Annotated in this window: 20 protein-coding genes; 2 read left to right on the forward strand and 18 right to left on the reverse strand. The window is 56.4% G+C overall.

Annotated features, from left to right (window positions below; genetic code table 11):
* Positions 1-52 precede the first annotated feature (52 nt).
* Positions 53-256 carry a twin-arginine translocase subunit TatE gene (gene tatE / locus AC6I8V_RS05510; protein WP_497844898.1) on the forward strand — a complete coding sequence of 68 codons (204 nt, stop codon included), beginning with the start codon at positions 53-55 and terminating at the stop codon, positions 254-256.
* Between the two features lie 117 nt (positions 257-373).
* On the opposite strand, the gene lipA is transcribed toward tatE, so the two are convergent.
* The 13 genes from lipA to leuS form a co-directional block, all read right to left on the reverse strand.
* The gene (gene lipA / locus AC6I8V_RS05515; RefSeq protein ID WP_497844899.1) at positions 374-1,339 is read right to left on the reverse strand and encodes a lipoyl synthase; all 966 of its coding nucleotides are present in this window, start codon (positions 1,337-1,339) and stop codon (positions 374-376) included.
* A 176-nt stretch (positions 1,340-1,515) separates the two neighbouring features.
* Positions 1,516-2,169, reverse strand: coding sequence for a lipoyl(octanoyl) transferase LipB (lipB, locus tag AC6I8V_RS05520; RefSeq protein ID WP_497844900.1), 654 nt, complete (start codon positions 2,167-2,169; stop codon positions 1,516-1,518).
* Positions 2,170-2,238: 69 nt separating this feature from the next.
* Entirely contained in the window at positions 2,239-2,502 is a 264-nt protein-coding gene (gene ybeD, locus AC6I8V_RS05525; protein WP_497844901.1) for a DUF493 family protein YbeD, read from the reverse strand.
* A 98-nt stretch (positions 2,503-2,600) separates the two neighbouring features.
* Complete coding sequence (gene dacA / locus AC6I8V_RS05530; protein ID WP_497844902.1) at positions 2,601-3,812, reverse strand: D-alanyl-D-alanine carboxypeptidase DacA; 1,212 nt, start codon at positions 3,810-3,812, stop codon at positions 2,601-2,603.
* 127 nt (positions 3,813-3,939) lie between these two features.
* Entirely contained in the window at positions 3,940-5,049 is a 1,110-nt protein-coding gene (gene rlpA, locus AC6I8V_RS05535; protein ID WP_497844903.1) for an endolytic peptidoglycan transglycosylase RlpA, read from the reverse strand.
* A gap of 10 nt (positions 5,050-5,059) precedes the next feature.
* Positions 5,060-6,172: a peptidoglycan glycosyltransferase MrdB gene (gene mrdB / locus AC6I8V_RS05540; RefSeq protein WP_497845773.1), complete on the reverse strand. Its 1,113-nt coding sequence runs from the start codon at positions 6,170-6,172 to the stop codon at positions 5,060-5,062.
* A 9-nt stretch (positions 6,173-6,181) separates the two neighbouring features.
* Positions 6,182-8,086 carry a peptidoglycan DD-transpeptidase MrdA gene (gene mrdA, locus AC6I8V_RS05545; protein WP_497844904.1) on the reverse strand — a complete coding sequence of 635 codons (1,905 nt, stop codon included), beginning with the start codon at positions 8,084-8,086 and terminating at the stop codon, positions 6,182-6,184.
* A 34-nt stretch (positions 8,087-8,120) separates the two neighbouring features.
* Positions 8,121-8,591, reverse strand: a complete 471-nt coding sequence (gene rlmH, locus AC6I8V_RS05550; RefSeq protein WP_013508252.1) for a 23S rRNA (pseudouridine(1915)-N(3))-methyltransferase RlmH — start codon at positions 8,589-8,591, stop codon at positions 8,121-8,123.
* Between the two features lie 3 nt (positions 8,592-8,594).
* The gene (gene rsfS, locus AC6I8V_RS05555) at positions 8,595-8,912 is read right to left on the reverse strand and encodes a ribosome silencing factor (RefSeq protein WP_497844905.1); all 318 of its coding nucleotides are present in this window, start codon (positions 8,910-8,912) and stop codon (positions 8,595-8,597) included.
* A 162-nt stretch (positions 8,913-9,074) separates the two neighbouring features.
* Positions 9,075-9,719, reverse strand: coding sequence for a nicotinate-nucleotide adenylyltransferase (gene nadD / locus AC6I8V_RS05560; protein ID WP_497844906.1), 645 nt, complete (start codon positions 9,717-9,719; stop codon positions 9,075-9,077).
* Positions 9,712-10,743, reverse strand: a complete 1,032-nt coding sequence (gene holA, locus AC6I8V_RS05565) for a DNA polymerase III subunit delta (RefSeq protein ID WP_497844907.1) — start codon at positions 10,741-10,743, stop codon at positions 9,712-9,714. Before holA ends, nadD begins: the two co-directional genes overlap by 8 nt.
* Complete coding sequence (gene lptE, locus AC6I8V_RS05570; RefSeq protein ID WP_497844908.1) at positions 10,740-11,339, reverse strand: LPS assembly lipoprotein LptE; 600 nt, start codon at positions 11,337-11,339, stop codon at positions 10,740-10,742. The genes holA and lptE overlap by 4 nt, the downstream gene beginning before the upstream one ends.
* 14 nt (positions 11,340-11,353) lie before the next feature.
* Positions 11,354-13,936 (reverse strand): leucine--tRNA ligase, encoded by a 2,583-nt coding sequence (gene leuS / locus AC6I8V_RS05575; RefSeq protein WP_497844909.1) that lies wholly within the window; start codon positions 13,934-13,936, stop codon positions 11,354-11,356.
* Positions 13,937-14,160: 224 nt separating this feature from the next.
* Between leuS and AC6I8V_RS05580 the strand changes: the two genes are divergently transcribed.
* On the forward strand, positions 14,161-14,643 hold the full coding sequence (locus tag AC6I8V_RS05580) for a zinc ribbon-containing protein (RefSeq protein WP_497844910.1): 483 nt from the start codon (positions 14,161-14,163) through the stop codon (positions 14,641-14,643).
* A gap of 67 nt (positions 14,644-14,710) precedes the next feature.
* On the opposite strand, the gene AC6I8V_RS05585 is transcribed toward AC6I8V_RS05580, so the two are convergent.
* The 5 genes from AC6I8V_RS05585 to lnt form a co-directional block, all read right to left on the reverse strand.
* Positions 14,711-15,436 carry an amino acid ABC transporter ATP-binding protein gene (locus AC6I8V_RS05585; RefSeq protein ID WP_497844911.1) on the reverse strand — a complete coding sequence of 242 codons (726 nt, stop codon included), beginning with the start codon at positions 15,434-15,436 and terminating at the stop codon, positions 14,711-14,713.
* On the reverse strand, positions 15,437-16,114 hold the full coding sequence (gene gltK, locus AC6I8V_RS05590) for a glutamate/aspartate ABC transporter permease GltK (RefSeq protein ID WP_497844912.1): 678 nt from the start codon (positions 16,112-16,114) through the stop codon (positions 15,437-15,439).
* On the reverse strand, positions 16,115-16,855 hold the full coding sequence (locus tag AC6I8V_RS05595) for an amino acid ABC transporter permease (RefSeq protein ID WP_497844913.1): 741 nt from the start codon (positions 16,853-16,855) through the stop codon (positions 16,115-16,117).
* Between the two features lie 157 nt (positions 16,856-17,012).
* Complete coding sequence (locus AC6I8V_RS05600; protein WP_497844914.1) at positions 17,013-17,909, reverse strand: amino acid ABC transporter substrate-binding protein; 897 nt, start codon at positions 17,907-17,909, stop codon at positions 17,013-17,015.
* A gap of 438 nt (positions 17,910-18,347) precedes the next feature.
* Positions 18,348-19,874, reverse strand: a complete 1,527-nt coding sequence (lnt, locus tag AC6I8V_RS05605; protein WP_497844915.1) for an apolipoprotein N-acyltransferase — start codon at positions 19,872-19,874, stop codon at positions 18,348-18,350.
* Positions 19,875-19,876 lie beyond the last annotated feature (2 nt).

A 19,876-nucleotide genomic window follows, 5' to 3' on the forward strand; every position in this document is an offset into this window, starting at 1 on the left:
ATCTGCGCGTAAATAACAGTCACCGTTTTTCGCTAAGGTTGAAAGGTTAATTATGGAAGGTATCAGTATTGCCAAACTGCTGATCATCGGTGCTCTCATCGTACTGCTTTTTGGCACCAACAAGTTACGTTCACTGGGTGGCGATCTGGGTTCCGCAATCAAGGGCTTCAAAAAAGCCATGAAAGATGATGAATCCGCCGCAACCAAAAGCACTGCCGAAGAAGCACCGGCCGAACGTGTCAGCCACAAAGAGTAATCTCTGCGGCGAACGTCAATAAGTGTAACAATTTATTACGTTAGAAAAAACCAGACTGCTGCCAGTCTGGTTTTTTGTTTTGCAGGATGAGCAGTGCCGTCCGTGGCACGGGAAGGGTTATTTTACTTCCAGCCCTTTGGCCTGCATATCCGCATGGTATGAGGAGCGTACAAACGGGCCACAGGCCGCGTGAGTAAAGCCCATCGCCATCGCTTCCGCTTTCATCTCATCAAATTCCGCCGGGCTGACATAGCGTTGCACGGGCAGGTGATGACGACTCGGTTGCAGATACTGACCCAGGGTCAGCATCGTCACCCCGTGACGACGCAGATCGCGCATCACTTCAACGATTTCTGCATTGGTTTCGCCCAGACCGACCATCAGACCGGATTTGGTCGGCACTTCCGGATGCGCTTCTTTAAAACGTTCCAGCAGCTTGAGTGACCATTCATAGTTGGCACCCGGACGCACCTGACGGTAAACGCGCGGTACGTTTTCCAGGTTGTGGTTAAACACATCCGGCGGGGTGGCGGTGAGGATTTCCAGCGCGCGATCCATACGGCCACGGAAATCCGGCACCAGGGTTTCAATTTTGATCGACGGGCTTTTTTCGCGGATGGCGCTGATGCAGTCGGCAAAGTGTTGAGCGCCGCCGTCACGCAGGTCATCGCGGTCAACCGAGGTGATAACCACATAACGCAGCGCCATATCGGCGATGGTCTGGGCCAGTTTCACCGGTTCGTTGGCATCGGGAGCCGTCGGGCGGCCGTGCGCCACATCGCAGAACGGGCAGCGACGGGTACAGATAGCCCCAAGGATCATAAAGGTGGCGGTGCCGTGGTTAAAACATTCTGCCAGGTTGGGGCAGGACGCTTCTTCACAGACTGAATGCAGGCCGTTTTTGCGCATGGCGGCCTTGATACCCTGAATGCGGCTGGAGTCCGCAGGCAGTTTGATCTTCATCCACTCCGGCTTACGCAGAATCTCCTCGCGTTCGGTTATCACGGTTTTCACCGGGATTAGCGCCATTTTATCGGCATCGCGATACTTGACGCCACGTTCCATCTGAATTGGTTTACTCATAAATCTGCAGGTTCCGGTCGGGATTGCGATTTGAAAGCTTCCTCACTCAAACTGAGAACCAGGCTTTCAACTTTATTTGAAAAAATTGCAAAAATTATATCATCTCGCAGCGAGGGAAGCAGCCGCTAAGGATGTCGTTAGGTTACAAATTTGTAAATGAGCACATACAGACAAGGTCAGACGGGCAGCGCATCGTTCAGCCACTCGCTGCTGGCGAAGCCGGTCAGACGGGCGAAATGCAGCACCAGCCGTGACTGCACATCCGCCATGGTTACGCCGGTGTGAAACTGGCTCAGCTGCGCCATGCGCATCCCCGCATATCCACAGGGATTGATGCGCAGGAACGGAGCCAGATCCATCGCCACATTCAACGCCAGACCGTGAAAGGAACAGCCTTTGCGGATGCGCAGTCCCAGCGAACAAATCTTCTCATCACCGACATACACGCCGGGCGCGTCAGGACGTGCACGCGCGCTGACACCGTAATCTGCCAGCGTGCCAATCACCGTCTCTTCCAGCGCCGTCACCAGCTGACGCACCCCCATTTTCCGGCGCTTCACGTCAATCAACACGTACATCACCTGCTGACCCGGTCCGTGATAAGTCACCTGACCGCCGCGGTCGCTCTGCACCACCGGAATATCGCCTGGCATCAGCAGATGCTCGGCTTTGCCTGCCTGGCCCTGAGTAAATACCGGGTTGTGCTCCACCAGCCAGATTTCATCCGGTGTGTCGCTGTCGCGTTGATCGGTAAAGCGGTGCATGGCGTCAGAGATGGGTTGCCAGTCGCGCTGGCCCAGTTGACGAACAAGAAGCGTATTAGCTGACAAAACGAAGATCCGCTAGAGAGTGAGAGGCTGAGTATAACGCTGGCAAAGAACCCTTTGCCAGCGTCAGCATTACAACACCATACGAACGATGTCGATATTGCCCAGCTCTTCGTACAGGGTTTCAACCTGTTCAATGTGTGTGGCAATGATGGTGATAGAAACGGAGTGATAGTTGCCTTTGCTGCTCGGCTTAACATCAGGGGTATAGTCGCCGGGCGCATGACGTTGCACCACTTCAACCACTTGATCAACCAGCTCCGGTTGCGCCAGACCCATCACTTTGTAGGTGAAGGGAGTAGGGAATTCGAGCAGTTCATTCAGTTTGGTTTTCATATTGACTCCGGTGCATAAAAAAACAGGCTCCCGCCGAAGCGGGAGCAATTATATTAGCTTATATCAGGACGGAATGGCGTTTTTTCAACCACCGCGCCTTAGCCGAACCAGTGGTGGAACATCAGTTTGATGTAGTCGATGATACGGCTGATGAAGCCGCCTTCCTGCACTTCGTTCAGCACCACCAGCGGACGCTGTTCAATGGTTTTGCCATCCAGCTGGAAGTTGATGCTGCCCACGACCTGATTTTTCTGTAGCGGTGCGTGCAGTTCGGTGTTGGTCAGCACGTAGCTGGCTTTCAGGTCTTTCATGCGGCCACGCGGGATGGTCAGATAAGCATCTTTCTCCACGCCGAGCTGCACGCGGTCGCTGTTGCCGAACCACACCGGCTCGGAGGCAAATTCTTTGCCTGCCTTCAGCGGCGCCACGGTTTCAAAGAAGCGGAAGCCCCAGGTCAGCAGCTTTTTGCTCTCGGTCTCACGGCCTTTGTAGGTATGGCCGCCCATCACCGCGGAGATCAAACGCATCTGACCTTCTGTCGCGGAGGCTACCAGGTTGTAACCTGCGGCGTCGGTGTGACCGGTTTTGATGCCGTCAACGTTCAGGCTGGTGTCCCACAGCAGACCGTTACGGTTCATCTGGCGGATATTGTTGAAGGTGAATTCTTTCTCGTGGTAGACGGCGTACTCATCCGGCACATCACGAATCAGCGCCTGGCCGATCAGCGCCATATCGCGGGCTGAGCTGTACTGGCCGTCGGCATCCAGGCCGTGCACCGTCTGGAAATGGGTGTTTTTCAGCCCAATCGCCTGCACGTAGTTGTTCATCAGGTTAACAAACGCATCCTGGCTGCCAGCCACATAATCGGCCATCGCCACGCAGGCGTCGTTACCGGATTGCAGCACGATGCCACGGGTCAGCTGAGAAACCGGCACGCGGTCGCCCGGCTTGAGGAACATCAGCGAGGAGCCTTTGAACACCGGGTTGCCGGTAGCCCAGGCATCTTTACCCACGGTGACGATGTCATCCTGATGGATTTTACCGGCCTTGACCGCCTGACCAATAACGTAGCTGGTCATCATTTTGGTCAGACTGGCGGGGTCACGGCGTGCATCGGCGTTCTTTTCCGCCAGCACTTTGCCAGAGTTATAGTCGATCAGCACATAAGCTTCGGCGTCGATCTCCGGTACGCCGGGAATCATGGTTTTGAGGTTAACATCATCCGCAAAGGCGACATGGCTGAGAGAAAGGGCGACCAGTGATCCCACTGTCAGGCGTTTCAGAAAACGAGAAGGTTTCAGCGTATTCATGTTCAGGACTACAACATCCGTGGGTTTAGAGTTAAAAAAAGTGCCTTACTATAGCAAACGCCTGATCTGGCGGCATCCTGCTTTGCAAAACTGTTTAAGCAGGGATCACTATACCTGCCGGTAACCGTCACATCTCGTGACGGGTGGTGATAAAGGAACTCATCTGCGCTTCGGTATTCAGGCGTTGCTGCAAGGCTGCCGCTTCCGCACGGCTTTTATAGCCGCCGAGCTGCACGCGATAGACATTGCCACTGGTTTCAACCGAACCCGGTACGCCAAAGCGTTTGCCCAGGCTGGTGGCTAACTGACGTGCGCGGGCGGCATCGTTCAGCGCGCCGACCTGCACCACATAACCGCCAGCGGCAGGTTGGGCGCTATGGCTGACGGGAGCCGATGATGCGGCCACCGGCGCGGCGGCCGCCGCTACCGCGGGCGCAGCAGCAGGCTGCGGTTCGCTGCCTTCCAGCACGCCACTGGCCAGCGGCTGCGGCGCACCCAGGAAACCGCTGCTGCGCACGGGCGCACCCATGCTGTCGTTGCTTTGCAGCGTGCTGTTATCTACCGCACGGACATCCTGCGCGGGCGGCGCGCTCGGGGTACTGGCGCTGCTGCCACCCATCATCACCATGCCGCCGCCGCTGCCGCCGAGGTCCGGACGGGCGGGCAGGGCGTAGCTCTGCTTAGCCACGGTGGTGCCGATGGTGCCAGGGCCGGATAAGGTGCCGTCCGGCGCGACATTGATGATGTCGACACGTACACGGGTGTTATTGGAGATGTTCAGACGATCGCCAGCGGCGCGCGACAGATCGATAATGCGACCCGGCGTATAAGGGCCGCGGTCATTGACGCGCACCACAATCTGACGGCCATTCGCCAGGTTGGTGACGCGGACATAGCTGGGCAGCGGCAGCGTCGGATGTGCTGCGGTCAGGGCGTCCGGATCGTAGGATTCGCCAATCGCGGTGCGATTTCCCTGCGCTTCTTCGCCGTACCAGGTCGCTAAGCCCACTTCGCTGTAGTTGGAAGGATCTTTGATGACACGGTAGTTTTTGCCGTTAACGCTGTAATCCTGGCTGGTCGACGGATTAATCGGTTCATAGCGAGGTTCAACCCCCGGAATTTCCACCACCGGGCCATTGTAAGCCGGTTGTGGTGGGGCGGTATTCTGCGGTTCCTGAGAGGAACAGGCAGCCAGTACCAGTGATGCCAGAGCAACCCCAAGCCAGTCCTTACGCATGTGCAGCCTCTTAAACGCTTTTTGATAACATTTTTCGATGAGTATGGATCGACATCACGATGCCAAATCCGGCCATTAACACAATCAATGCCGATCCGCCGTAGCTGACCAGCGGCAGCGGTACGCCAACCACCGGTAAGATACCACTTACCATGCCAATGTTAACGAAAACATAAACGAATAAAATCAGCATCAAACCGCCCGCCATGACGCGGCCAAACGTAGTTTGCGCCCGTGCGGCGATAACCAGGCCGCGCATAATCAGCAGCAGATACAGCACCAGCAACAGCAATACGCCAACCAGCCCCAGCTCCTCGGCCAGTACCGCGAAGATAAAGTCGGTGTGTCGTTCGGGCAAAAACTCCAGCTGTGACTGGGTGCCATGCATCCAGCCTTTACCGCGCAGGCCACCCGAACCGATGGCAATTTTCGATTGAATAATGTGGTAACCGGCACCGAGCGGATCGCTCTCCGGGTTGAGCAGCATCATCACGCGCGCGCGCTGGTAATCATGCATCAGGAAGAACCACAGAATGGGGATAAAGGCGGCGACCAGCAGCACGGCGACGCCGATCAGCTTCCAGCTCATACCCGACAGGAACAGCACGAACAGACCGGAAGCGGCGATCAGAATCGCGGTGCCGAGGTCAGGCTGCGCTGCCACCAACAGGGTCGGGGCGAAAATCAGGATCAACGCAATTCCGGTGTTCTTCAGCGTCGGCGGACACACGTCGCGGTTGATAAAGCGCGCCACCATCAGTGGTACGGCGATTTTGGCGATTTCCGACGGCTGGAAGCGCACCACGCCAAGATCCAGCCAGCGCTGCGCCCCTTTACTGATATGGCCGAAGGCGTCCACCGCGATTAGCAATATCATACAAATAATGTAGAGATAGGGCGCCCAGCTCTCATAAACGCGCGGCGGCACCTGCGCCAGCACGATCATCATCACCAGCCCCATGACGATCTGGCCGATTTTACGTTCCATCATGCCCGGATCCTGACCGCTGGCGCTCCAGATAACGAACGCGCTATAAACCAGCAGGCCGAGGATCACCAGCATAAACAGCGGGTCGATATGGATACGCGTCCAGATCGTTCTTTTCTGCGGACTATCGTTCATCGACATGCTTTATTCACCTTCGTAACCGGGTGGCGTCGGTGCTGCTTCAGGCAGGACCGTGTTGTTGTCGCCTAACATAATGTGGTCGAGAATCTGGCGCATCACCGAGCCGACCGCCGGGCCTGCGCCGCCGTTCTCCAGGATCATGGTGACGGCCACGCGCGGTTTGTCATAAGGCGCGAAGGCGGTCATCAGTTTGTGGTCGCGCAGACGCTCAGCAATTTTGTGTGCGTTATAGGTTTCGTTCTCTTTCAGCCCGAAAACCTGTGCGGTACCCGATTTAGCGGCGACTTTGTAGGGCGCATCGGCAAAGCTCTTATGCGCCGTGCCGTTCGGACGGTTGGCAACGCCGTACATGCCATCTTTGGCGATCTCCCAGTAGCCGGAGTGGATATCGCCAATCGGCGCGTCCGGCGGCTGGCGATACGGCACCATGGTATGGCCCTCACGCGTGGCGCGCAGCAGGTGGGGCACTTTGATCACGCCATCGTTAATCAGAATCATCATCGCTTTATTCATCTGTACCGGGGTGGCCGTCCAGTAACCCTGGCCGATCCCCACCGGGATAGTGTCACCCTGATACCAGGGTTTTTTAAAGCGTTTCAGCTTCCAATCTCGTGTCGGCATGTTACCGGGACTCTCCTGCGGCAGGTCGATGCCGGTGCGATGACCATAACCAAATTTGGTCATCCACTCGCCCAGGCGATCGATGCCCATGTCATAAGCGACCTGATAGAAGAAGGTATCGGCGGACTCTTCCAGCGCTTTGGTGACGTTGAGGCGGCCGTGGCCCCATTTTTTCCAGTCACGATAACGCTTTTCCGAGCCAGGCAACTGCCACCAGCCGGGATCGAACAGGCTGGTGTTGCGGTTAATGACGCCGGCGCTCAGCGCGGACACGGCAACATATGGTTTCACGGTGGAAGCCGGAGGATACGCGGCCTGCAACGCGCGATTGTACAGCGGACGGTTTTCGTCGTTGAGCAACGCTTTGTAATCTTTACTGGTGATGCCATCAACAAACAGATTCGGGTCGTAGCTTGGCGTCGAGACCAGCGCAAGGATTTCGCCGGTACGCGGGTCACTAACCACCACTGCGGCACGGCTGCCGGCCAGCAGGGTCTCGATGTATTGCTGTAACTTGAGGTCGATGGTGAGGTAGATATCGCGACCCGCCTGCGGCGACTCTTCGTGTAGCTGACGGATCACGCGGCCACGGTTGTTGACTTCCACCTCTTCGTAACCGGTTTTGCCGTGCAACACGTCTTCATAATAGTTTTCGATACCGAGTTTGCCGATATCGTGGGTGGCCGCATAGTTCGGCCATTTGCCTTCCTGATCGAGGCGGGTGACATCACGATCGTTAATTTTCGAGACGTAGCCAACTACGTGCGTCAGCGTCTGACCGTAGGGGTAGTAACGGCGCTGATAGCCTTTCACTTCCACGCCGGGGAAACGGTACTGATTTACGGCAAAACGCGCCACCTGGACGTCGCTCAGCGCGGTTTTTACCGGAATGGAGGTAAAGCGTCGTGAACGCTTGCGCTCTTTTTCAAACGCATCGAGATCGTCATCAGTGAGGTCCAGTACCGGACGCAGATCCTGTAGCGTTTGCTTCAGATCATCGACTTTTTCCGGCACCAGTTCAGCCTGATAGATGGTGCGGTTGAGGGCCAGCGGCACGCCGTTGCGATCAAAGATAATGCCGCGGCTCGGGGCCACCGGCACCAGCTTGATGCGGTTTTCATTGGAGCGGGTGCTGTAATCGGTAAAACGCAGAATTTGCAGGTGGTACAGGTTGACCACCAGAATGCCGGAAAGCAGCAGGATACCGAAAAAGGCGACTAAAGCCCTACGGACAAACAATTTTTGTTCGGCAGTGTAATCGCGAAAGGCGTTGCTTTGTAATTTCATCCGCTGCGTTTAATGTCCGGGGTTGGCCTGGCGTTTATTCACGATGATAAGGATGATTGGCGGTAATGCTCCAGGCGCGATAGAGGCTTTCGGCCACCAGCACGCGCACCAGCGGGTGTGGCAGCGTCAGCGCCGACAGAGACCAGCTCTGCTCTGCCGCCGCCTTACAGGCAGGCGCCAGACCTTCCGGTCCGCCGATCAGCAGGCTGACATCGCGTCCGTCCTGCTTCCAGCGTTCCAGCTGCTGCGCCAGCTGTGGGGTTTCCCACGGCTGTCCGGGAATGTCCAGCGTCACAATGCGATTGCCTTTACCCACGGCGGCCAGCATCGCTTCGCCTTCTTTTTCGAGAATGCGTTTGATGTCGGCATTCTTGCCGCGCTTGCCTGCTGTCACTTCGGTAAGTTCCAGCGGCATATCTTTAGGGAAACGGCGCAGATACTCGGTAAATCCGGTCTGAACCCAGTCGGGCATTTTGGTGCCGACGGCCACAAGCTGCAGTTTCACCGCTTAGCTCCAGAGCTTTTCCAGCTCATACAGCTGGCGGCTATCTTCCTGCATGACGTGCACAATCACTTCGCCGAGATCCACAACCACCCAGTCGGCTGCCGCTTTACCTTCGACGCCTAACGGCATCAGGCCAGCGGCGCGTGATTCCTGCATGACGTGGTCAGCGATGGAGGTCACATGACGGGTTGATGTGCCGGTGCAGATAATCATGCAATCGGTGATGCTGGATTTGCCCTGAACGTCGAGTGCGACGATATCCTGGCCTTTGAGATCATCAATCTTATCAATAACGAACTCTTGGAGTGCTTTACCTTGCAAAAGGTTCCCCCCTCAAAACAGGTGATTACGGGCAGGCTGAACGCCCAGGAATGCAGCCAAAAATGAAGCGGCGCAGTATAGCACGCCGCCATCAGTCGCGATATATACCTGTCATACTTCAGGCTGCATCTGCGTTAACTGCGCGCGTTCCTGCAAGCCGAATTATTTAAGGTATAAGCCGACGCGATCGATATAGTCGATAACCGCCGCAGGCAGTAAATCCGCGACAGACCCGCCCGCGTGGCGGCGCTGGCGAATTTCCGTGGCGGAAATGTCGAAAAGCGGCGTATCGGCCAGCCAGATAAGGCCAGCCGGAAGACGATGCAGCTGTTGTGCATCGCGCGCGAGATGCTGATCCAGCCACTGTTGCATCTCAGGGGTGTCCATCTGCGCCGGGTAACCCGGACGCTTGCACACCAGCAGATGGCACAGCGACAGCAAATCCTGCCAGCGATGCCACTTTGCTAACGTTAGCAGAGAATCCTGACCGATGATAAATCCGAGAGGCTGGTGCGCACCGCGTTCCGCACGCAATGCTTCCAGCGTGTCCACTGTCCAGGACGGCGTTGCGCGTTGCAGCTCGCGCGTGTCGATATCAAACAGCGGGCGCTGCGCAATGGCGCAGCGCAGCATCTCCACGCGTTGCTGGGCACTGGCTTCGGGTTGCGGGCGATGCGGCGGCACATTGTTGGGCAGCAGCGTGACCTTCTTCAGGCCGATCTGCTGCGCCAGCGCTTCAACCGGGCGCAGGTGGCCATAATGGATCGGATCAAAGGTGCCGCCAAACAGGGCGTAAAGTTCAGACATCAGCAAAGCTCATTGGGAAATCGCGGTGGCACAGCAGCAGCGACAGGGTTTCCAGCTGCGGCCACAGGTTTTGACCGTAATCCTGTTTCAGCGACAGCTCCAGCTCGGCCAGCAGATGAATGGCTCGCTGTAAGCGGCGGGCATCCAGCCGTTGCAGGGCTTCCATAAACAGCGCACGGCGGTTCTGCCAGATACGTTGTTGATCCATCAGGGTGCGCAGCGGCTGCTTTGCCTGATGACGTTGCAGATGCAGCAACGTCAGCAGATCGCGTTGCAGGCTGCGCAGCAGGATCACCACTTCGCTGTCTTCTTTCTCCAGCTGATGCAGGATATGCAGCGCGCGTTTACTTTTTCCGGCCAGCAGGGCATCAACCCAGTGGAACGGGGTAAAGTGTGCGGCATCGTTCACCGCTTCTTCCACCCGCGGCAGCGTCAGCTTACCATCCGGCCATAACAGCGAAAGCCGCTCCAGCGCCTGCGCCAGCGCCAGCAGATTGCCTTCATAACAGTAGCAAAGCAGCTGAATGGCGGCGTCATCAACGTTGAGTTTCATCGCTTTGGCCCGCGTCGTCACCCAACGGGGCAACTGCGCCTGCTCCGGCGTCTGGCAGGGTACCAGCACCGCCTGAGCACTCAGGGCCTTAAACCAGGCGCTGTTTTCCTGCGCTTTGGTCAGTTTCGCCATGCGCAGCACCAGCAGAATATCGCTGTGCAACAGGCTGGCGAGTTTGATCAGCTGCTCGGCCATGGCGGCATTGGGGCCATTTTCCGGGAATTGCAGCGTGAGCGTCTGGCGCTGGGTGAACAGGCTGAGGGACTGACAGCTGGCGAACAGGCTGTCCCAGTCGGTTTGCGCATCCAGCGTGGCGCTAAAATGTTCTTCGAATCCCTGCGTGGTCGCCGCCGAGCGAATGGCGTCGGCGCTCTCCTGAATCAACAGCGGTTCATTGCCGGTGAGAAAATAACAGGCGCGCAGCCCCTCACGGAGCTGCGCGCTGAGTTGCTCAGGATAAATCCTGATCATTGCAGACTGGTGGCTGACGAGGAGGACACTTCCGGTGAGTTTTCGCCGGGTGCGATAACCTCAGGCTGCGGCAGGGTATCTTTATGACTTTCCTGCGCGGCATGCACCACCAGCAGTTTACGCACTAACTGCTCGGCCGCACGCTGACGCATCTCCTGAATGATCTTGTCCTGCTCAGCATCCTTCGCCAGCGCGGCGTTCGGGTTATCGAAGAACGAACGATACACCGTGGTGCTGATCGGATAGATCCCTTTGCCAGGCAACAGCACCTGGGCGGTGAGCGACAGGTACAGTGAATATTCGGCGGTGGTGCCGCTGATAAACACCGATGCGGTATCGCGCCCCTGCGCTTCCACGCCCAGACGCAGCGTCGGAATGGTGGCACGCGTCTCTTTGGTATCATCAACAATGCGTACGTTATTAAGACGCAGCTGCTGACGTACAGTTCGCGCCAGCGGCCCATACGGGTCGCCGGTAGAAACGATCAGCGTTTTCATTTCGGCAGGCACCTGAGTGGTGCCGCGCGGATGAAAACCACAGCCAGCGGTGATCATCACCGCCAGCAGGACAAACAGCCTGATAATCAGTTGTCGCACAGTTCCTCCTGAACTTAACCTACGACCAGGTTAAGCAGTTTGCCGGGGACATAAATCACTTTACGAATGGTGACGCCATCCAGATATTTCGCCACCAGATGCTCCTGCGCGGCACGCGCCTGCACCTGCTCCTGAGTCGCATCGGGCGCAACGGTGATCTTGCCGCGCACTTTGCCATTAACCTGAACTACAACCAGCAGTGAATCTTCAACCATGGCGGCTTCATCGGCGACCGGCCAGCTGGCGTCGTCGATGTTACCTTTACCGCCCAGCGCTTCCCACAGCGCGTAGCTGGTGTGCGGCGTGAACGGGTAGAGCAGACGGGTGACGGCAACCAGCGCTTCCTGTAGCAGAGCGCGATCCTGCTCGCTCTCCTGCGGCGCACGGATCAGCTTGTTCATCAGCTCCATAATCGCCGCAATCGCGGTGTTGAACGTCTGACGACGGCCAATATCATCCGCCACTTTCGCGATGGTTTTGTGCAGATCGCGACGCAGCGCTTTCTGATCGTCATTCAGGCTGTCGACATCCAGCGCAACCGTTGCGCCTTTAGCCACATGATCGTAAGCCAGTTTCCAGACACGTTTCAGGAAGCGGTTAGCCCCTTCCACGCCTGATTCCTGCCACTCCAGCGTCATCTCTGCCGGGGAGGCAAACATCATAAACAGACGAACGGTATCCGCACCGTAGCGCTCAACCATCAGCTGCGGGTCGATGCCGTTGTTTTTCGACTTCGACATTTTGCTCATGCCCGCGTAAATCACTTCGCGGCCCTGATTGTCGATGGCGTTCACGATACGGCCTTTATCGTCGCGCTCCACGTTCACGTCAACCGGAGATACCCAGTTACGCTCGCCGTTGGCGCCCACGTAGTAAAACGCATCAGCCAGAACCATGCCCTGACACAGCAGACGTTTTGCCGGTTCGTCAGAGTTGACCAGGCCAGCATCACGCAGCAGCTTGTGATAGAAGCGGAAATACATCAGGTGCATGATGGCGTGTTCGATACCGCCCACATACTGATCGACCGGCAGCCAGTAGTTCGCTGCGGCCGGGTCCAGCATGCCTTCATTGTAGTTAGCACAGGTATAACGCGCGTAGTACCAGGATGACTCCATAAAGGTGTCGAAGGTGTCGGTTTCACGCAGCGCAGGCTGACCGTTAACGGTGGTTTTCGCCCACTCCGGATCGGCTTTGATCGGGCTGGTGATACCATCCATTACCACGTCTTCCGGCAGGATCACCGGCAGCTGGTCTTCCGGCGTCGGCATCACGGTGCCATCTTCCAGCGTGACCATCGGGATCGGGGCGCCCCAGTAGCGCTGACGGGAAACACCCCAGTCGCGCAGACGATAGTTCACCTTACGAACGCCCACGCCTTTGGCGGCCAGCGCGTCAGCGATGGCGTTAAAGCCTGCCTGGTGGTCGAGACCGTCGTATTCACCCGAGTTGAACAGCGTGCCTTTTTCGGTCATCGCCGCCGTGCTCAGATCGGGGGCTGAACCGTCGCTATTCAGGATAACCGGTTTGATCGGCAGATCGTATTTAGTGGCAAATTCCCAGTCGCGCTGGTCATGGCCCGGAACCGCCATCACGGCGCCGGTGCCGTATTCCATCAGGACAAAGTTAGCGACCCATACCGGGATCTCTTCGCCGGTCAGCGGATGGATGGCAAACAGGCCGGTGGCCATGCCTTTTTTCTCCATCGTCGCCATATCGGCTTCGGCCACTTTGGTGTTGCGGCATTCCGCGATGAAATCCGCCAGCGCCGGGTTGCTGGCTGACGCCTGCGTTGCCAGCGGGTGACCAGCGGCCACAGCCACATAGGTGGCGCCTAAGAAGGTGTCGGGACGCGTGGTGTAGACGGTGACTTTTTCGGCGCTGTAGGCCACGTCGAAGGTGATCTCCACGCCTTCAGAACGACCAATCCAGTTACGCTGCATGGTTTTGACCTGCTCAGGCCAGTCTTCCAGCTTGTCGAGGTCGTTCAGCAGTTCTTCCGCGTAGTCAGTGATTTTCACGAACCACTGTGGGATCTCTTTACGTTCAACTTTGGTGTCGCAGCGCCAGCAGCAGCCGTCGATAACCTGCTCGTTAGCCAGTACCGTCTGATCATTCGGGCACCAGTTCACCGCTGAGGTCTTTTTGTATACCAGACCCTTTTCGTACAGTTTGGTGAAGAACCACTGCTCCCAGCGATAGTATTCCGGCTGACAGGTCGCCAGTTCACGGCTCCAGTCGTAGCCAAAACCCAGCAGCTTGAGCTGGTTTTTCATGTATTGGATGTTGTCGTAAGTCCACGGAGCCGGCGCGGTGTTGTTTTTTACCGCGGCGCCTTCAGCGGGCAGACCAAACGCATCCCAGCCAATCGGCTGCAGGACGTTTTTGCCGAGCATACGCTGATAACGGGCAATCACATCACCGATGGTGTAGTTACGCACATGGCCCATGTGCAGGCGGCCAGAAGGATAGGGCAGCATAGATAGGCAGTAGTATTTCTCTTTGCCTTCCTGCTCGGTCACTTTGAAGGTTTCATTTTCGTCCCAGTGCTGCTGGACGCGGGATTCTATCTCTTCCGGGCGGTATTGCTCTTGCATGGCTGCCAGTGGTCCTTAATGAATATCGCTCTAAGCGTACTTTTAGATCCGCATAGCATACCCATAAGGCTGCCCCTCAACAACACTTCGCGCCTTTGCCGCCGCGATTTCTGCCGAATGCGCCGCCGCATTCACCCTTTTGCGATTTACCCGGACAGCGCGCCTGCAAATGTTGCAGAGAGACTAAACTTACTCTGAGCATCCGCAGCAGAAAGGAGAACAAAATGAATAACGTGGCGCAGGTGTATCGTGCAACGGTAGCGGCATTAACTCAACGGCTGGAACGCGGCGAGCGTAATATTGATGTGCTGGTGGCTGAGGCCCGGCAGCGCCTGCTAACGGAGGAGTCGCTGACCACGGCAGAGGTCGATCAGGTGATGCGTGCGGTTCGACGGGATCTCCAGGAGTTCGCCCTCAGCTATGAAGAGTCTTCCGATGTGCTGGGCGATTCGATATTTATGCGTGTGATTCGCGAGAGCCTCTGGAAAGAGTTGGCCGATATTACCGATAAGAGCCAGCTGGAGTGGCGAGAGGTGTTTCAGGACCTGCGCCATCACGGCGTATATCAAAGCGGAGAGGTGGTGGGGCTGGGAAATCTGGTGTGCGAGAAGTGCCATTTTATCCGCGCCATTTATACCCCGGAAACCTTAACCCGTTGCCCGGAGTGTGGGCACGATCAGTTCCAGCGCCAGCCGTTTGAACCCTGATATTATTGTGATTCCCTCATCCCGACCTTCTCCCGCAAGCGGGAGAAGGTGGTGAGTGGGTGTGATTTTAATGCAGAATCTTCGCCAGGAAGTCTTTGGCACGATCGGACTGCGGGTTATTAAAGAAGTCATCTTTGTTGGTGTCTTCGATAATTTTACCTTCATCCATAAAGATCACGCGGTTGGCCACTTTGCGCGCAAAGCCCATTTCGTGGGTGACCACCATCATGGTCATGCCTTCCTGCGCCAGTTCCACCATCACATCCAGCACTTCATTGATCATTTCCGGGTCGAGCGCTGAGGTCGGTTCATCGAACAGCATCGCTACCGGGTCCATACAGAGCGCACGGGCAATGGCTACACGCTGCTGCTGGCCGCCGGAAAGCTGACCGGGAAACTTATCTGCATGGGCGGATAACCCCACGCGCGCCAGCAATTTCAGCCCTTTCTCGCGCGCCGCTTTTTTATCACGCTTCAGCACTTTTACCTGCGCCAGCGTCAGGTTGTCGACGATGCTGAGATGCGGGAACAGTTCGAAGTGCTGAAACACCATGCCGACCTTGCTGCGCAGCTGCGCGAGGTTGGTTTTCTTGTTGTTCACTTCAATGCCTGTGACCTGAATGCTGCCCTGCTGAATCGGCTCCAGGCCATTCACCGTTTTAATCAGCGTCGATTTGCCGGAACCGGACGGACCGCACACCACCACCACTTCGCCGGTTTTCACCTCAGTGGAGCAGTCGGTCAGCACCTGAAAGTGCCCATACCACTTAGAAACATTTTTCAGGCTAATCATTTAAACCGTCCTTTTTCTTTTCAGATAGCTAACCAACAGCGAAGCGCTCAGGCTGATCACGAAATAGACCAGACCGGCAAACAAAATCATTTCTACCTGGGTACCGTCACGCTCACCAATGGTGGAGGCGGTGCGGAAGAAGTCCGCCAGGCTGAGTACATAAACCAGCGACGTATCCTGGAACAGCACGATCCCCTGAGTGAGCAGCAGCGGCACCATGGCGCGAAACGCCTGCGGCAACACGATCAGCTGCATCGATTGCCAGTGGGTCATGCCCAGCGCCAGCGCGGCATTGGATTGCCCACGCGAGATGCTCTGGATACCGGCGCGAATAATCTCTGAATAGTAGGCGGCCTCAAACAGCGCAAACGCCACCATGGCGGAGATCAGGCGGATATCGGTTTTGGGCGAGATGCCCAGTACCTGCTGCAAAAAGCTCGGTACCACCAGATAGAACCACAGCAGCACCATCACCAATGGCACAGAGCGGAACAGGTTGACGTACAGTTTGGCGAACCAGCGCACCGGCGCGAGCGCCGACAGACGCATCACCGCCAGAATGGTGCCCCAGATAATGCCAAACACCACCGCAACCGCGGTGATTTTCAGGGTAATCACCATCCCGCTTAACAGGTAGGGCAGGCTGGGAGGAATCGAACTCCAGTCAAAATCGTACATTTACTTGCCTCCCAGATTGCCGGGCAGGCGAATTTTGCGTTCTACCAGATTCATGATCAGCATAATCACCAGGTTAATACCCACGTAAGCCAGGGTGATGGCGGTGAAAGATTCGTAAGCATGGGCTGAATAGTCCAGCAGCTTACCGGCCTGCGCGGCCATATCGACCAGGCCGATAGTGGAGGCAATGGCCGAGTTTTTCACCAGGTTGAGCATTTCCGAGGTCATCGGCGGAACAATGACGCGATAGGCATTCGGCAGCAACACATAGCGGTAGGTCTGCGGCAACGTCAGGCCCATCGCCAGTCCCGCGTTTTTCTGGCCGCTGGGCAGCGACTGGATCGCCGCGCGGACCTGCTCGCACACGCGTGCGCCGGTGAACAGCCCCAGACAAATCACGGACGCCGAGAAGAACTGAATATTGGGGTCCAGTTCCGATTTAAACCACATGCCAAGGTTTTGTCCCACCAGTTCCGGCGCCACCAGATACCAGAAGAAGAACTGCACAATCAGCGGAATATTACGAAACAGTTCTACGTAGCAGGTACCGAGGGTCGAAAGCCAGCGGTTCGGTACGGTACGCAGAATGCCAAATAAGGAACCTACGAGGAAAGCGATAATCCAGGCGCAGCAGGAGACGGCAACGGTCACCTGAAATCCGGACCACAGCCAGCCGAGGTAGGTCGTATTGCCGAACGGGGCCTGTTGTAAAAAAATGCCCCAGTTCCAGTCGATACCCATAACAAGCTCCGGTAAAAAAAGGGTAGCGGAAGCTACCCAGAAGATTGATGAGCGGTGTCTTATTGCCCTTCTCAGGGGAACGACCTGAGAGAGTCTGTCTGTCCGCACCGCGTGTTCAGCAATCGAGAGGGCAGCGCGGCTGCCCTTGTTGTTGTCGTTAGTTCAGTGCTTTGTCGTTAGGTGATTTGAACAGCGCTTTCATGTCGTCAGACAGCTCGAAGTTCATGTTCAGGTTTTTCGGCGGAATAGGTTGTTTGAACCAGGTATCGAACCATTTCGCTGCGTCACCTGAGGTCTGTGCTTTGGCGATGGTATCGTCCACCAGAGTTTTGAACTGCGGATCATCTTTACGCAGCATACAACCGTAGGCTTCTTTCGATTGCGGCGTGCCGACGATTTCCCAGTTGTCCGGTTTCTTCGCTTTCGCGCGCTCGCCTGCCAGCAGGGCATCATCCATCATAAAGGCAACGGCACGGCCGGTTTCCAGCGTACGGAACGAATCGCCGTGGTCTTTGGCGCTGATGATGCGCATATCCATTTTTTTCTCATCGTTCAGCTTATGCAGCAGAACTTCAGAGGTGGTACCCGAGGTCACCACGACGGTTTTGCCTTTCAGATCGGCGAAATCTTTAATCGGGCTGCCTTTCTGGACCAGCAGACGGGTGCCGATGACAAAAATAGTGTCAGAGAAGGCCGCCTGTTGCTGACGCTCAAGGTTGTTGGTGGTGGAACCACACTCAAAATCGTAGGTGCCGTTTTGCAGCAGCGGAATACGGTTTTGTGAGGTGATTGGCAGCATTTTGACCTGCAAATCCGGCTTGTTCAGCTTGGCTTTAATCGCGGCCACAATGGCGTTGGAGTAGTCCTGTGAATAGCCGACCACTTTTTGCTGGTTATCATAATAAGAAAAGGGAACTGATGATTCACGGTGCCCGACGACAATCACGCCGTTGTCGCTAATTTTTTTCAGGGTGCCGCTGAGATCTTCCGCCTGGGCCGCCCCCGCTGCTGCACCTAACAGCAGAAGAGATAATGCCACTTTGCGCATCTGCATGTTCCAACTCCTTCGTATGGATGTCGCGCAGCATATTTACTACGCAGATTTGTGATGTTGTGTGTATTTCCTGCTGCTTTTCTGGTTATCCCCGCGCTTAATGGCGCGCAGTTCAGGATTAACATAGCGAATTGTTAACGCAATGAAACAAAGAAGTTTCTTTTTTGCGAGCCGCGCCGCACCAATAAAAGGCAATATTTGACCACTGCGCCAGAATGGTGCGGATTGGTGCGTTGTTATGGTGCGGATAAATCCGTATTACGCTGACAATCGCTGATGTTTACGAAAAACACTGAAATAAATAGCAATGATCGTGCCAAAGCGATTAATGAGTGTAAAAAAGCAGCAGAGAATGTGGGAAAGGTGAGAGAAGGGAGCGGAAAAGCGCGATAAAAAAAGGCGAAGGGTCAGCTTCGCCTTGGAGGATATCTGTCGCGGTTAACGGCGGCGGCGGATAAATGCCAGCATCACACCCAGCAGGGTAAGTACCCAGACCGGCCAGACGCCCGCTTTATCATAAGGCGTGATGCCGCTGGTCGGCGTGACTTTGGCTGTCAGCACGTCCTGGGTAAACTGCGGCAGCATCTTGTCTATGTCGCCATTGGCATTGACCACGGCGGTGACGCCATTATTAGTGGAACGCAGCAACGGACGTCCCAGCTCCAGCGCACGCATCCGCGCCATTTGCAGATGTTGCCACGGGCCGATGGAGTGACCAAACCAGGCATCGTTTGATACGGTGAGCAGGAAATTGGTATCCGGACGGAAATTGGCTCGCACCTGTTCGCCCAGCACGATTTCATAGCAGATGGCGCTGGTCAGGTTGTAGCCCGACACTTTCAGCTGCGGCTGGATGTAAGCCCCACGGCTGAAGGACGACATCGGCAAATCAAAGAACGGCGCCAGCGGACGCAGTAAATCTTCCAGCGGCACAAACTCACCGAACGGCACCAGATGGTTCTTCTGATAACGATTCTGACTCTGGTAGCTGTAAGGCTGCTCTCCGCCCAGCACAATCACCGAATTGTAATCGTGATAACGGTTGTCGCCTTCCAGACGTGAATCGACGATGCCGGTGATAAGCGAGCTGCCTCTGGCGCGTAATTCGTCATCAAGCGCGTGCAGGAACGGCTGCTGATTGCTTTCCAGGTCGGTAATCGCCGATTCTGGCCAGATGATGATCGGGGCTTTCCCCATCCACGGCTGGCTGGACGAAGTGTAGATACGCAGGGTATTCAGCAGCTGCTGCGGGTCCCACTTCATCGACTGCGGGATATTTCCCTGCACCATTGCCACATCAACGCTGCGTTCTGGCAGCGGCTGATACCATTGCAGCATCCGCAACGGCCACGGCAGCAGCAGCAGGATCGCGGCAGCCACCAGGCTTTTTACGCTGCGCTGATGCAGGGCATACACCAGCAGACCAGCAATCACCATCAGCAGGAAGGTGATGGTTTCCACCCCCGCCAGCGGCGCCAGGCCTTTGAGCGGACCGTCAATCTGGCTGTAGCCGAACTGCAACCACGGGAAGCCGGTGAGGATCCAGCCGCGCAGGAATTCGGTGATCTGCCACAACGCCGGTGCCGCCAGCGCCAGACGCCACAGGGTCGCGCGCGGCCACAGGCGATTCAGCAGGATGGCAAACAGCATCGGATAGAGCGACAGATAGGCGGCCAGCAGGATCACCAGGAACACGTTGACCGGGCCGGGCATACCACCAAAGGTAGCGATGCTGACGTATACCCAGTTGATGCCACTGCCGAACAGACCAAAACCCCAGGCGAAACCAATGGCTGAAGCCTGCGCGGTACGGCGATCCAGCAACAGCAGTTGCAGGCCGCACAGCGAAATCAGGGCCGCTGGCCAGAAATCATAGGGGGAAAAGGAAAGGGTGCCGATGGCACCCGTTATCAACGCCAGCAGCAGGCGGACCCGCTGCCGCGAGTAGAGAGAGGCTAAAGCCATAA

The sequence above is a fragment of the Pantoea sp. X-Soil-TKNS-1207 genome (genome assembly GCF_059730485.1).